At 57.6% G+C, this 12,643-nt stretch carries 16 protein-coding genes; 13 read left to right on the plus strand and 3 right to left on the minus strand.

Annotated features, from left to right (window positions below; translation table 11 throughout):
- The first annotated feature begins 1 nt into the window (after position 1).
- Genes U862_RS0115405 through U862_RS0115430 form a run of 6 tightly spaced genes read left to right on the plus strand, consistent with a single transcriptional unit; the run spans position 2 to position 5,969 of the window.
- A complete protein-coding gene (locus U862_RS0115405; RefSeq protein ID WP_025111207.1) occupies positions 2-1,555 on the plus strand; it encodes a sugar ABC transporter ATP-binding protein in 1,554 nt (517 codons plus the stop codon).
- Positions 1,552-2,529, plus strand: coding sequence for an ABC transporter permease (locus tag U862_RS0115410; RefSeq protein WP_025111208.1), 978 nt, complete (start codon positions 1,552-1,554; stop codon positions 2,527-2,529). The genes U862_RS0115405 and U862_RS0115410 overlap by 4 nt, the downstream gene beginning before the upstream one ends.
- Before the next feature lie 3 nt (positions 2,530-2,532).
- The gene (locus U862_RS0115415; RefSeq protein ID WP_025111209.1) at positions 2,533-3,552 is read left to right on the plus strand and encodes a LacI family DNA-binding transcriptional regulator; all 1,020 of its coding nucleotides are present in this window, start codon (positions 2,533-2,535) and stop codon (positions 3,550-3,552) included.
- Positions 3,553-3,576: 24 nt separating this feature from the next.
- Positions 3,577-4,494, plus strand: coding sequence for a ribokinase (rbsK, locus tag U862_RS0115420; RefSeq protein WP_025111210.1), 918 nt, complete (start codon positions 3,577-3,579; stop codon positions 4,492-4,494).
- A complete protein-coding gene (gene rbsD, locus U862_RS0115425) occupies positions 4,491-4,895 on the plus strand; it encodes a D-ribose pyranase (protein ID WP_025111211.1) in 405 nt (134 codons plus the stop codon). The genes rbsK and rbsD overlap by 4 nt, the downstream gene beginning before the upstream one ends.
- Positions 4,896-4,940: 45 nt before the next feature.
- Entirely contained in the window at positions 4,941-5,969 is a 1,029-nt protein-coding gene (locus tag U862_RS0115430; RefSeq protein WP_025111212.1) for a nucleoside hydrolase, read from the plus strand.
- A gap of 34 nt (positions 5,970-6,003) precedes the next feature.
- On the opposite strand, the gene U862_RS0115435 is transcribed toward U862_RS0115430, so the two are convergent.
- On the minus strand, positions 6,004-6,216 hold the full coding sequence (locus tag U862_RS0115435; protein ID WP_025111213.1) for a hypothetical protein: 213 nt from the start codon (positions 6,214-6,216) through the stop codon (positions 6,004-6,006).
- A 132-nt stretch (positions 6,217-6,348) separates the two neighbouring features.
- Between U862_RS0115435 and U862_RS0115440 the strand changes: the two genes are divergently transcribed.
- Together U862_RS0115440 and U862_RS0115445 are read left to right on the plus strand one after the other, a co-directional pair.
- The gene (locus tag U862_RS0115440; protein ID WP_025111214.1) at positions 6,349-6,654 is read left to right on the plus strand and encodes a hypothetical protein; all 306 of its coding nucleotides are present in this window, start codon (positions 6,349-6,351) and stop codon (positions 6,652-6,654) included.
- Between the two features lie 168 nt (positions 6,655-6,822).
- Positions 6,823-7,140, plus strand: a complete 318-nt coding sequence (locus U862_RS0115445; protein ID WP_025111215.1) for an I78 family peptidase inhibitor — start codon at positions 6,823-6,825, stop codon at positions 7,138-7,140.
- Positions 7,141-7,212: 72 nt separating this feature from the next.
- On the opposite strand, the gene U862_RS0115450 is transcribed toward U862_RS0115445, so the two are convergent.
- Together U862_RS0115450 and U862_RS0115455 are read right to left on the minus strand one after the other, a co-directional pair.
- Positions 7,213-7,425: a cold-shock protein gene (locus U862_RS0115450; protein WP_003179963.1), complete on the minus strand. Its 213-nt coding sequence runs from the start codon at positions 7,423-7,425 to the stop codon at positions 7,213-7,215.
- A 292-nt stretch (positions 7,426-7,717) separates the two neighbouring features.
- Positions 7,718-8,017, minus strand: a complete 300-nt coding sequence (locus U862_RS0115455) for a hypothetical protein (protein WP_025111216.1) — start codon at positions 8,015-8,017, stop codon at positions 7,718-7,720.
- 381 nt (positions 8,018-8,398) lie between these two features.
- Between U862_RS0115455 and thrS the strand changes: the two genes are divergently transcribed.
- The 5 genes from thrS to pheS all read left to right on the plus strand — a co-directional run bounded on the left by thrS (position 8,399) and on the right by pheS (position 12,638).
- Positions 8,399-10,321, plus strand: coding sequence for a threonine--tRNA ligase (gene thrS, locus U862_RS0115460; RefSeq protein WP_025111217.1), 1,923 nt, complete (start codon positions 8,399-8,401; stop codon positions 10,319-10,321).
- Positions 10,321-10,872: a translation initiation factor IF-3 gene (gene infC, locus U862_RS0115465; RefSeq protein ID WP_170929410.1), complete on the plus strand. Its 552-nt coding sequence runs from the start codon at positions 10,321-10,323 to the stop codon at positions 10,870-10,872. The genes thrS and infC overlap by 1 nt, the downstream gene beginning before the upstream one ends.
- Before the next feature lie 60 nt (positions 10,873-10,932).
- Entirely contained in the window at positions 10,933-11,127 is a 195-nt protein-coding gene (rpmI, locus tag U862_RS0115470; protein WP_002553160.1) for a 50S ribosomal protein L35, read from the plus strand.
- A gap of 28 nt (positions 11,128-11,155) precedes the next feature.
- The gene (gene rplT / locus U862_RS0115475; RefSeq protein WP_002553161.1) at positions 11,156-11,512 is read left to right on the plus strand and encodes a 50S ribosomal protein L20; all 357 of its coding nucleotides are present in this window, start codon (positions 11,156-11,158) and stop codon (positions 11,510-11,512) included.
- Between the two features lie 109 nt (positions 11,513-11,621).
- A complete protein-coding gene (pheS, locus tag U862_RS0115480) occupies positions 11,622-12,638 on the plus strand; it encodes a phenylalanine--tRNA ligase subunit alpha (protein ID WP_003226365.1) in 1,017 nt (338 codons plus the stop codon).
- Positions 12,639-12,643: the final 5 nt, after the last annotated feature.

Below are 12,643 nucleotides of genomic sequence, written 5' to 3' on the forward strand. Positions count from 1 at the left end.
TATGTCAGTTTCCGCCCCGAACGCTGTCCTCTCGGTCAGCGGTATCGGTAAGACCTATGCGCAGCCGGTGCTCACAGGCATCGACTTGACGCTGATGCGCGGTGAAGTGCTGGCGCTGACCGGCGAAAATGGTGCCGGTAAAAGCACGTTGTCCAAGATCATTGGTGGTCTGGTCACGCCGACCACAGGCCAGATGCAATTCCAGGGCAAGGACTACCGCCCGGGCAGCCGCACCCAAGCCGAAGAGCTGGGCGTGCGCATGGTCATGCAAGAGCTCAATCTGTTGCCGACCCTGTCGGTGGCGGAAAACCTGTTTCTCGACAACCTGCCGAGCAATGGTGGCTGGATCAGTCGCAAGCAATTGCGCAAAGCTGCCATCGAAGCCATGGCTCAGGTCGGCCTCGATGCCATTGATCCGGACACCCTGGTCGGCGAGCTGGGTATCGGGCATCAGCAAATGGTCGAGATCGCGCGCAACCTGATCGGCGATTGCCATGTGCTGATTCTCGATGAGCCGACGGCCATGCTCACTGCCCGTGAAGTGGAAATGCTCTTCGAGCAGATCACTCGCTTGCAGGCGCGCGGCGTCTCGATCATCTATATCTCCCACCGTCTCGAAGAACTGGCGCGAGTTGCGCAACGCATTGCCGTGCTGCGTGACGGCAATCTGGTCTGCGTCGAACCGATGGCTAATTACAACAGTGAGCAACTGGTCACTTTGATGGTCGGTCGCGAGCTGGGCGAACACATTGACATGGGGCCGCGCAAGATTGGCGCGCCGGCCCTGACGGTCAAGGGCCTGACCCGTTCCGACAAGGTGCGCGATGTTTCCTTCGAAGTGCGTGCCGGCGAGATCTTCGGGATTTCCGGGTTGATCGGAGCCGGGCGCACGGAATTGCTGCGGCTGATTTTCGGTGCCGATCTGGCCGACAGCGGCACGATTGCGCTGGGTTCGCCGGCGCGGGCGGTCAGCGTGCGCTCCCCGGTTGACGCGGTGAACCATGGCATTGCCCTGATTACCGAAGACCGCAAGGGCGAAGGCCTGCTGCTCAGCCAGTCGATCAGCGCCAACATTGCGCTGGGCAACATGCCGGAAATTTCCAGGGGTGGTGTCGTCAACAACAGCGATGAAATCGCCTTGGCAAAGCGTCAGATCGACGCCATGCGCATTCGCAGTTCGAGCCCGACACAATTGGTCTCCGAACTGTCCGGCGGCAATCAGCAGAAAGTGGTGATCGGCCGCTGGCTCGAGCGCGATTGTTCGGTGCTGTTGTTCGATGAGCCGACCCGCGGCATCGACGTCGGTGCCAAATTCGATATTTATGCCTTGCTTGGCGACCTGACTCGCCAAGGCAAAGCGCTGGTGGTGGTTTCCAGTGACCTGCGCGAGCTGATGCTGATCTGCGACAGGATCGGTGTGTTGTCGGCAGGGCGTTTGATCGACACCTTCGAGCGCGACAGCTGGACTCAGGATGATTTGCTTGCCGCCGCGTTCGCCGGCTACCAAAAACGTGATGCGTTGCTCAATGAAGCGGCGCCTAGGGAACTCCCATGAAAACTGCATCTTCTGCCGGCAAACGTAGTGGCAATTTCTACGGTCTGGGCACCTATCTGGGCCTGGCCGGTGCCTTGTTGGCGATGGTGGCGCTGTTCTCGGTGATGAGCAGCCACTTTCTGTCCTATAACACCTTCAGCACCCTGGCCAACCAGATCCCCGATCTGATGGTGCTGGCAGTGGGCATGACCTTCGTGTTGATCATCGGTGGCATCGACCTGTCGGTGGGTTCGGTGCTGGCGCTTGCCGCTTCGACGGTCAGCGTGGCGATTCTCGGTTGGGGCTGGAGCGTGTTGCCGGCGGCGTTGCTCGGCATGGCGGTGGCGGCACTGGCCGGCACGGTCACCGGGTCGATCACCGTGGCGTGGCGAATTCCGTCGTTCATCGTTTCGCTCGGCGTGCTGGAAATGGCGCGCGGTCTGGCGTACCAGATGACCGGTTCGCGTACCGCCTACATTGGTGACTCGTTTGCCTGGCTGTCGAACCCGATCGCGTTCGGCATTTCGCCATCGTTCATCATAGCCTTGCTGGTGATCTTCATTGCGCAAGCGGTTCTGACGCGCACGGTGTTCGGTCGCTATCTGATCGGTATCGGCACCAATGAAGAAGCGGTGCGTCTGGCCGGGATCAATCCCAAGCCGTACAAGATTCTGGTGTTCAGCCTGATGGGGCTGCTGGCGGGGATCGCGGCGCTGTTCCAGATCTCTCGTCTGGAAGCGGCGGATCCCAATGCCGGCTCCGGTCTGGAGTTGCAAGTGATCGCTGCCGTGGTGATCGGTGGCACCAGCCTGATGGGCGGTCGCGGTTCGGTGATCAGTACCTTCTTTGGTGTGTTGATCATCTCGGTGCTGGCCGCCGGTCTGGCGCAGATCGGTGCGACCGAGCCGACCAAGCGCATCATCACTGGTGCTGTGATCGTCATCGCGGTCGTACTCGATACCTATCGCAGTCAACGCGCCAGTCGACGGGGCTAAGTCATGGCAACGATCAAGGATGTGGCGGCGCTCGCGGGCATTTCCTACACCACCGTTTCTCATGTGGTGAACAAGACGCGCCCGGTCAGCCAGGAGGTGCGGTTGAAAGTCGAGGCGGCCATCAAAAGCCTCGACTACGTGCCCAGTGCCGTGGCGCGCTCACTGAAAGCCAAGACCACTGCGACTATTGGCTTATTGGTGCCCAACAGCCTCAACCCGTATTTTGCCGAGTTGGCGCGGGGCATCGAGGATTACTGCGAGCGTAACGGTTACTGCGTGATCCTCTGCAACTCTGACGACAACCCGGAAAAACAGCGCAGCTATTTGCGTGTGCTGCTGGAAAAGCGCATCGACGGCCTGATCGTCGCCTCCGCCGGTGGCGACACCGGGCTTGCGCAAGGGCTGGCCGGCGTGAAAACGCCGATGGTCATTGTCGACCGGGGGCTCGATGGCGTGGATGCGGATCTGGTGCGCATTGACCATGAATATGGCGCCTATCTGGCGACCCGGCACCTGCTGGAACTGGGGCATCGAGACATTGCTACCATCGGCGGTCCGTCGAGCACCAGCGTGGCGCAAATGCGTCAGGCCGGTTTTTGCCGGGCATTGAAGGAGACCGGCATCAAGGTTCGGCCAGAGCGTCTGCTGGAAAGCGATTTCACCAGCACCGGCGGCTACAACGCGGCAGCGATCCTGCTCGAAAACAATCCGCCAAGTGCGATTTTCGCCGGTAACGACATGATCGGTATTGGCGTGCTTCGCGCGGCGGCCGAGCGCAATGTGCGGGTGCCGAGCGAGCTGTCGGTGATCGGCTTCGACGATATCCAGATGAGCCGTTATGTGTACCCCGCGCTGACCACGGTCGGTCAATCGATCCTGCAGTTGGGCGAGATGGCTGCCGAAGTATTGTTGCGAAGGATTGCCACCCCGAGCCTGGTCACCGATCAACGGATCGTGACCCCGAGTATTGTCTTGCGCGAATCGACTGCGCCGCTGTCCGGCGTGTTCACCGAGTACCGCTGAAACCGAATTGACGAGTAGTGATGTATGCCAGCAAATGTAGTGGTAATAGGCAGCCTGAACATGGATCTGGTGACCCGGGCGCCACGGCTGCCCGTGGGCGGTGAAACGCTGATCGGTCATTCCTTTGCCACCGTGTCCGGCGGCAAGGGCGCCAATCAGGCGGTGGCTGCTGCGCGCCTGGGTGCACGGGTTGCCATGGTTGGCTGTGTTGGCAACGATGACTACGGTGTGCAATTGCGTGACGCATTGCTGGCCGAGCAGATCGATTGCCAGGCAGTGAGCACGGTGGAGAATTCCAGTGGGGTGGCACTGATCGTGGTGGATGACAACAGTCAGAACGCCATCGTGATTGTCGCTGGCGCCAACGGTGCCATGACGCCTGCGGTGATTGACCGCTTTGATGCGGTGCTGCAGGCCGCCGATGTTGTGATCTGCCAGCTCGAGATCCCGGATGCGACGGTGGGGCATGCGCTCAAACGTGCGCGTGAGCTGGGCAAGACCGTGATTCTCAATCCGGCACCGGCCAGTCGTCCGTTGCCGGCAGACTGGTTTGCGGCAATCGACTACCTGATTCCCAACGAAAGCGAAGCCACCGCGTTGAGCGGGTTGCCAGTGGATTCGCTGGACACCGCAGAAAGCGCGGCCAGCCATCTGATCGCGATGGGCGCAGGCAAGGTCATCATCACCCTCGGCGCGCAAGGTTCGCTGTTCGCCAATGGTCAGGGTTTCGAGCATTTTCCGGCCCCGAAAGTGCAGGCTGTCGATACCACGGCAGCGGGGGATACCTTTGTTGGCGGGTTTGCGGCGGCGCTCGCCAGCGGCAAGTCTGAAGCCGAAGCGATCCGTTACGGACAGATCGCGGCCGCGTTGTCTGTGACTCGGGCTGGCGCGCAACCTTCCATTCCAACCATGTCCGACGTACAGGCGTTCAAAACCGCATGAAAAAGACTCCTTTGCTCAATGTCGCGTTGTCGCGACTGATCGCCTCCCTCGGGCATGGCGACATGGTGGTCATCGGTGATGCCGGTCTGCCGGTGCCGCCGGGTGTCGAACTGATCGATCTGGCGCTGACCCACGGTGTTCCGGATTTCGTCAGCACCCTGAAAGTCGTGCTCAGCGAGATGCAGGTGGAAAGCCATGTGCTGGCCAACGAAATTCTCGACAAGCAGCCAACGGCCTTGACCACCCTGGGTGAATTGCAGGAAGAAGGCGCCCTCGGTCGGCGCGACCTGCTGACTCATGAGCAATTCAAGGTGCTCAGCCGACAGGCGAGGGCGATTGTTCGTACAGGCGAATGTCAGCCGTACTGCAACATCGTGCTGGTCGCCGGCGTCACGTTTTAACCGGGTTTTCGACCCTTACATTTTCATCAGCACAAGGAATGCGCCATGCACCGCTATGCTCAAAAACTGCACCAATTGCTTCGGAGTCTGCTGCTTTTGTCTTTTATCTCCGCCACTGGCGCTCAGGCCGCTGAAAAGATCGACCTGATCATCGACACCGATCCCGGTGCCGACGACGTGGTTGCGTTGCTGTTCGCCCTGGCCTCGCCGGACGAACTGAACATCCGTGCGTTGACCACCGTGGCCGGCAACGTGCGTCTCGACAAGACTTCGCGTAACGCGCGTCTGGCCCGCGAGTGGGCGGGGCGCGAGGACGTTCCGGTATATGCGGGTGCGCCGAAGCCACTGATGCGCACGCCGATCTACGCCGAGAACATCCATGGCAAGGAAGGCCTGTCGGGTGTCACTGTGCATGAGCCGAAAAAAGGCCTGGCCGAAGGCAATGCGGTCAACTACCTGATCGACACCCTGAAAAAGGCCAAGCCGCACAGCATCACCATCGCCATGCTCGGTCCGCAGACCAACCTGGCGCTGGCGCTAATCCAGGAGCCGGAGATCGTTCAGGGCATCAAGGAAGTGGTGATCATGGGCGGTGCGCACTTCAATGGCGGCAACATCACCCCGGTAGCCGAGTTCAACCTGTTCGCCGACCCGCAGGCTGCAGAAGTGGTGCTCAAGAGCGGCGTGAAACTGACTTACCTGCCGCTGGACGTGACCCACAAGATCCTCACCAGCGACGCTCGCCTGAAGCAGATTGCCGCGCTCAACAACAACGCAAGCAAGATTGTTGGCGACATCCTCAATGAGTACATCAAGGGAGACATGGAGCATTACGGTATCCCGGGCGGCCCGGTGCATGACGCTACCGTCATCGCTTACCTGCTCAAGCCTGAGCTGTTTACCGGCCGTTCGGTGAACGTGGCTATCGATAGCCGTGAAGGGATCACCTTCGGTCAGACCGTCGTTGATTGGTACGACGGCCTGAAGCAACCGAAAAATGCATTCTGGGTCGAGAACGGCGACGCCCAGGGCTTCTTCGATCTGCTGACCGAGCGTCTGAAGCGCTTGAAGTAAGGCTTAAGACCCGCAGGCGCCGACCTGCGGGTTTTTACTCTCTCTCGGTGTCCTGCGTGTTTTTCTGATCATGCTGATACCGTTCGAACACTTGAGCGATAAACGTTTGTGCGCCTTGGGTTCCCATCGTCTTGACCAGCAGATCGATGCTGATCAATGCCAGCTCCTCCGAACTGCCCGGGCTATACGAGCTGTGCCCTTTTGGCCACAGGACTTTGATGTCGGCGGTGATGCTTACGGTACTCATGAGTGCGCTCGAAAAGTCGGGAATGTCTGAGGGCGAGTTAACCACTTTGTCGGGCGTTTGGCACTGCGACTTAGGCATGAGCGTGATGCTATGCGACACTTGGTCTTTTCCGGCAGATCCAAGGAATGCGCTGTGCAGATTGATTTGAACACCCCCGATGGCCTGACAGTCGAGGCTGTGCGCCAGTTACTGGCTTCGGCCAGCGATGATGTGCACACACAATTGCGTGTGACCAAGGGTGGGATTGCCTACATTTCTTGCGGCGTGACGGGTGGTCAGGACATCGATGGCCTGCTGTTTCGGCTGGAGACCTGGGCCAAGGGTTCGGGGTATGTCGGCAACGTGGCGGCCAGCGATGAAGTCTGGGTCATGCAGATTTTCAATGCGCTCAAGGACAACTGGCCGAATCCGCCACACGATTACATCGACATCTACTGAGCTTCGTTAATATTCGGTGACGATTGTTTGAGGATGCGTTGCCCGTTCTTGAGGCAGACTCGGCGTCTTTCCGGATCGTGGGGCAGGGTGATGGCACTTGCTGTGAAACCAAACGCCGGATTGGCGGTCGCACGATCTCAGCTTAACCATTTGAAAGAAGGAGGCTTCATGCCTTTGAAGTTCGCGTCTCTGGGTGCACTTATGGCCGTTGCGATGTTGGCCGGTTGCAGCACAACTTCCAGCGAGTCGGCAAAGGATCCTGTGGCGACCGATGCCGGTCATAGCCGCTGTGAAGCAACGGCAGCGGAATTTGCCATTGGTAAAAAAGCTTCGCCGCAGCTGCTGGATCAGGCGCGTGCCAAGTCTGGTGCGCAAAATGCCCGCTTTCTCAAGCCGACGGACATGATCACCCTGGAATATCGCTCCGATCGCCTGAACCTGAACACGGACGCCAATCTGGTGGTCACCCGCGTCAACTGCGGCTGATCACAGACAGCTTTTGTTGCAGGCATAAAAAACCCCGTCACATGGACGGGGTTTTTTTAGTGCGCCGAGAAATTACTCTGGGCGAACTTGTGCAGCTTGCATACCCTTTTGGCCTTTCTCAGCCACGAAGGAGACGGTCTGGCCTTCTTTCAGGCTTTTGAAACCGTCGGATTCGATAGCTTTGAAGTGTACGAACAGGTCGTCACCGCCACCTTGAGGAGTGATGAAGCCGAAGCCTTTTTCATCGTTGAACCATTTAACGGTGCCGGTTTGGCGATTAGACATGGTGTATCTCCAAGAAACATATATTTTCAGTAGTACTGTGCTGCTCAGGCCAACTGGGCACACCCGGGTATCATAGTCGAAATGTTCGCTTTGGTAGCCCCCCGGACGTGCTGTTTGCTTTCATATTGCATTCATTTCAACCTCTGAAATGTCTGCAGGCCCCGGTTTCAGAGGCTTTCGTCCGAAAATTCAGGGCGTAAAAAAAGCTATAAAACCTGCGTAAATTATCCAAATCAGGGGCTTTTTGGCGGTTTTAAGACTGCCGCAGGCCCGAAAAATCATTCGTCAGTGCTTATTTCTGCACTCGGCAAACCGAGATTTCCTTGAGTGCGCGCTGGCCCAGTTCACCACTTGGCGGGGTGTTCTTGTCCATCAACTGCGCGATCTCCTGCGTGGTGAATTTTTTCTCCAGGACATCGGCACCGCACGTGCAGTGCTGTTTTGCCACAGTTGGATTGACACTTTGGGCAGCAGCTTTGGTGCAGTCACTCATGTACTGGTCTTTGACGCCAGCAGGCCATGCCGCGTTGGCGCTCAGCGGCAGCAGCAGGGCCAGCGGGGCCGCGAAAGCAAAAAGACGGATAAGGCGCATGTCTGAAACTCCTTGATTTGATATCGGCGACGATTCTCAGCCTATTTGAGGCAAAGCGTATATCCCAAGTTCACTTTGCGCCGCAAAAATGCACAAATCTTCATCGTTGCAAATCGTGCGAGTCGATGACCGCTCATCTGTGCTAGCATGCCGGGCTCAAGCGTTCTCAGGCTCCGGACGGCCTTCAGCCCCGGCAGCGGTCAGCGTGCGAACATTCTGATTTGAATCCCAGTCACTCTGGTTCGGTTTTCCGGTTGGCCGCAAGGCTCCTGCCGCTGTAAGGCAGGCGTTCGTCATTGAATGGCCTGGATCGGATCTTGTACTGGCTCATCCCAACCCACGTGACCTTTGGTAGGGGTCACCACTAGGAGAGGAGGCGCCATGCCAACTATTACTCTTCCCGACGGCAGTCAACGTTCATTCGATCACCCGGTTTCCGTAGCCGAGGTCGCCGCATCCATTGGTGCCGGTCTGGCCAAGGCCACCGTGGCCGGCAAGGTCAACGGCAAGCTGGTCGATGCCTGCGACATCATCGACAGCGACGCGACGCTGCAAATCATCACGCCAAAGGATGAAGAGGGGCTGGAGATCATTCGCCACTCTTGCGCGCACCTGGTTGGCCATGCGGTCAAGCAGCTGTACCCGACGGCCAGGATGGTCATCGGTCCGGTCATCGACGAAGGCTTCTATTACGACATCGCCTTCGAACGTCCTTTCACTCCGGACGACATGGCCGCCATCGAACAGCGCATGCATCAGCTGATCGACAAAGATTACGACGTCATCAAGAAAGTCACTCCGCGCGCCGAAGTGATCGAAGTGTTCAAGGCTCGCGGTGAAGACTACAAGCTGCGCCTGGTCGAGGACATGCCGAACGAACAGGCCATGGGCCTGTACTACCACGAAGAATACGTCGACATGTGCCGCGGTCCGCACGTGCCGAACACTCGCTTCCTGAAATCCTTCAAGCTGACCAAGTTGTCCGGCGCCTACTGGCGCGGCGATGCCAAAAACGAGCAGTTGCAGCGCGTTTACGGTACTGCCTGGGCTGACAAGAAGCAGCTGGCGGCTTACATCCAGCGCATTGAAGAAGCGGAAAAACGCGATCACCGCAAGATCGGCAAACGCCTGGGTCTGTTCCACACCCAGGAAGAAGCGCCGGGCATGGTGTTCTGGCACCCGAATGGCTGGACCCTGTACCAGGTGCTCGAGCAGTACATGCGCAAGGTGCAGCGTGACAACGGCTACCTCGAGATCAAGACCCCGCAAGTGGTCGATCGCAGCCTGTGGGAGAAATCCGGGCACTGGGCCAACTACGCCGACAACATGTTCACTACCGAGTCGGAAAGCCGCGACTACGCCATCAAGCCGATGAACTGCCCATGCCACGTGCAGGTGTTCAATCAGGGCCTGAAGAGCTACCGCGAGCTGCCGATGCGTCTGGCCGAATTCGGTGCCTGCCACCGTAACGAGCCGTCGGGTGCGTTGCACGGCATCATGCGTGTTCGTGCATTCACCCAGGACGATGCCCACATCTTCTGCACCGAAGAGCAGATGCAGGCTGAGTCCGCTGCGTTCATCAAGCTGACCATGGACGTTTACCGCGACTTCGGCTTTACCGATGTCGAGATGAAATTGTCCACTCGTCCGGAAAAACGCGTGGGTTCCGACGAACTGTGGGATCGCGCTGAAGCCGCACTGGCTGCAGCCCTTGATTCTGCGGGCCTGCCGTACGACCTGCAGCCGGGTGAGGGTGCGTTCTACGGTCCGAAGATCGAGTTCTCGCTGAAAGATTGCCTCGGTCGCGTCTGGCAATGTGGTACCTTGCAGCTCGATTTTAACCTGCCTGTCCGTTTGGGCGCTGAATACGTCTCCGAAGACAACAGCCGCAAGCATCCGGTGATGTTGCACCGGGCGATCCTCGGTTCCTTCGAGCGTTTCGTCGGGATTCTGATCGAGCACTACGAAGGTGCGTTCCCTGCGTGGCTTGCGCCAACCCAGGCAGTGATCATGAATATCACTGATAAACAGGCAGATTTCGTCGCCCAGGTTGAAAAAACTCTCAACGAAAGCGGATTTCGTGCCAAGTCCGACTTGAGAAATGAAAAGATCGGCTTTAAAATCCGCGAGCATACTTTGCTCAAGGTTCCCTATCTTTTGGTTATCGGAGATAAGGAAGTCGAGATGCAGACTGTCGCTGTGCGTACTCGTGAAGGTGCTGACCTGGGCTCGATGCCCGTCGCCCAGTTCGCTGAGTTTCTCGCGCAAGCGGTTTCCCGGCGTGGTCGCCCAGATTCGGAGTAATTATTATTAAGCGTGAAATGAGACAAGATAAACGAGCTGCACCGAAAGCCCCGATCAACGAGAATATCTCGGCACGCGAGGTTCGGTTAATTGGCGCTGATGGCGAGCAGATTGGCATCGTCTCGATTGATGAAGCGCTTCGTATTGCTGAAGAAGCAAAGCTTGATCTGGTAGAAATCTCTGCTGACGCAGTCCCACCGGTTTGCCGGGTGATGGACTACGGCAAATCGATCTTCGAAAAGAAGAAGCAGATTGCAGCGGCGAAGAAAAACCAGAAGCAGATTCAGGTAAAAGAAATCAAGTTTCGTCCAGGGACGGAGGAAGGGGATTACCAGGTAAAACTGCGCAACCTGGTACGTTTCCTGAGTGACGGGGACAGGGCCAAGGTATCCTTGCGATTCCGCGGCCGTGAGATGGCCCACCAGGAGCTGGGGATGGAACTCCTCAAGCGGGTTGAAGCTGACCTGCTCGAGTACGGTTCGGTCGAACAGCATCCTAAGATGGAAGGACGCCAGCTGATCATGGTCATCGCCCCGAAAAAGAAGAAGTAATCAACAGGGCACGGCAGGCCTTCTGATTATGTTTATCAACTGAATGCGGAGTATCCGAACATGCCAAAAATGAAAACCAAAAGTGGTGCTGCTAAGCGGTTTCTGAAAACTGCTAACGGTATCAAGCACAAGCACGCTTTCAAGAGCCACATCCTGACCAAAATGTCGACCAAGCGTAAGCGTCAACTGCGCGGTAGCAGCTTGCTGCATCCGTCTGACGTGGCAAAAGTCGAGCGCATGCTGCGCCTTCGTTAATTTTAGTCAAGAATAGAGGAAGTAACTCATGGCTCGTGTAAAGCGTGGCGTCATTGCCCGTAAGCGTCACAAAAAAATTCTGAAACTTGCTAAAGGCTACTACGGCGCACGCTCCCGCGTATTCCGTGTTGCCAAGCAAGCGGTAATCAAGGCAGGCCAATACGCCTACCGCGACCGTCGTCAGAAAAAACGTCAGTTCCGCGCTCTGTGGATCGCTCGTATCAACGCTGGTGCTCGTGTTAACGGTCTGTCCTACAGCCGTTTCATCGCTGGCCTGAAAAAAGCGTCCATCGAGATCGACCGTAAGGTTCTGGCTGATCTGGCAGTGAACGAAAAAGCGGCGTTTGCTGCGATTGTCGAGAAAGCTAAAGCCACCTTGGCTTAAGTACCCCCGACAGTCACCCGGCCTCACCTCTGTGGGGCCAGGTGTTAAACGTCATAAATAGGGGAAGAGCCTTCAAGCTCTTCCCCTATTTTGTATCTGGAGTCTGTACATGGAAAACCTGGATGCGCTGGTCTCTCAAGCACTAGAGGCTGTGCAAAGCGCTGAAGATATCAATGCCCTGGAGCAAATCCGGGTTCAATACCTTGGCAAAAAGGGTGAATTGACTCAGGTGATGAAGACCCTGGGGAATTTGCCGGCAGAAGAGCGTCCGCAAGTCGGCGCGCTCATCAACGTTGCCAAGGAACGTGTCACAGGCGTTCTCAATGCGCGCATGGCGCTGTTTGAAGAAGCCGAACTGGCTGCCAAACTGTCTGCCGAATCCATTGATGTGACGTTGCCGGGCCGTGGCCAGACCTCCGGTGGTCTGCATCCGGTTACCCGGACTCTGGAACGTGTCGAACAGTTCTTCACCCGCATTGGCTACGGCATCGCCGAAGGCCCTGAGGTCGAAGACGACTATCACAACTTTGAAGCGCTCAACATCCCAGGCCACCACCCGGCCCGGTCGATGCATGACACCTTCTACTTCAATGCAAACATGCTGCTGCGCACTCATACCTCGCCGGTACAGGTCCGCACCATGGAATCGAAACAGCCGCCGATCCGCATCGTCTGCCCAGGCCGCGTGTATCGCAGCGACTCCGATATTACCCACTCGCCGATGTTCCACCAGGTCGAAGGCCTGCTGGTTGATCGCGACATCAATTTTGCCGATCTCAAAGGCACCATCGAAGAGTTCCTGCGGGTGTTCTTCGAGAAAGAGCTGGCTGTTCGTTTCCGTCCTTCGTACTTCCCGTTCACCGAGCCATCCGCTGAAGTCGACATGGAATGCGTGATGTGCAGCGGTAAAGGCTGCCGCGTCTGCAAGCAGACCGGCTGGCTGGAAGTGATGGGCTGCGGCATGGTGCACCCGAATGTGCTGCGCATGTCCGGCATTGATCCGGAAGAGTTCTCCGGCTTTGCCTTCGGCATGGGCGTCGAGCGTCTGGCCATGCTCCGTTACGGCGTGAACGACTTGCGTCTGTTCTTCGACAACGACTTGCGGTTCCTCGCGCAATTTCGCTAGTCGTA

Source organism: Pseudomonas sp. H1h (assembly GCF_000633255.1).
In the GTDB taxonomy this organism is placed as follows: Bacteria; Pseudomonadota; Gammaproteobacteria; order Pseudomonadales; family Pseudomonadaceae; genus Aquipseudomonas.

Coding starts and splice junctions, on each gene's coding strand:
- U862_RS0115405 (WP_025111207.1), top strand. CDS start 2: ATGTCAGTTTCCGCCCCGAACGCTGTCCTCTCGGTCAGCGGTATCGGT.
- U862_RS0115410 (WP_025111208.1), top strand. CDS start 1,552: ATGAAAACTGCATCTTCTGCCGGCAAACGTAGTGGCAATTTCTACGGT.
- U862_RS0115415 (WP_025111209.1), top strand. CDS start 2,533: ATGGCAACGATCAAGGATGTGGCGGCGCTCGCGGGCATTTCCTACACC.
- rbsK (WP_025111210.1), top strand. CDS start 3,577: ATGCCAGCAAATGTAGTGGTAATAGGCAGCCTGAACATGGATCTGGTG.
- rbsD (WP_025111211.1), top strand. CDS start 4,491: ATGAAAAAGACTCCTTTGCTCAATGTCGCGTTGTCGCGACTGATCGCC.
- U862_RS0115430 (WP_025111212.1), top strand. CDS start 4,941: ATGCACCGCTATGCTCAAAAACTGCACCAATTGCTTCGGAGTCTGCTG.
- U862_RS0115435 (WP_025111213.1), bottom strand. CDS start 6,216: ATGAGTACCGTAAGCATCACCGCCGACATCAAAGTCCTGTGGCCAAAA.
- U862_RS0115445 (WP_025111215.1), top strand. CDS start 6,823: ATGCCTTTGAAGTTCGCGTCTCTGGGTGCACTTATGGCCGTTGCGATG.
- U862_RS0115450 (WP_003179963.1), bottom strand. CDS start 7,425: ATGTCTAATCGCCAAACCGGCACCGTTAAATGGTTCAACGATGAAAAA.
- U862_RS0115455 (WP_025111216.1), bottom strand. CDS start 8,017: ATGCGCCTTATCCGTCTTTTTGCTTTCGCGGCCCCGCTGGCCCTGCTG.
- thrS (WP_025111217.1), top strand. CDS start 8,399: ATGCCAACTATTACTCTTCCCGACGGCAGTCAACGTTCATTCGATCAC.
- rpmI (WP_002553160.1), top strand. CDS start 10,933: ATGCCAAAAATGAAAACCAAAAGTGGTGCTGCTAAGCGGTTTCTGAAA.
- rplT (WP_002553161.1), top strand. CDS start 11,156: ATGGCTCGTGTAAAGCGTGGCGTCATTGCCCGTAAGCGTCACAAAAAA.
- pheS (WP_003226365.1), top strand. CDS start 11,622: ATGGAAAACCTGGATGCGCTGGTCTCTCAAGCACTAGAGGCTGTGCAA.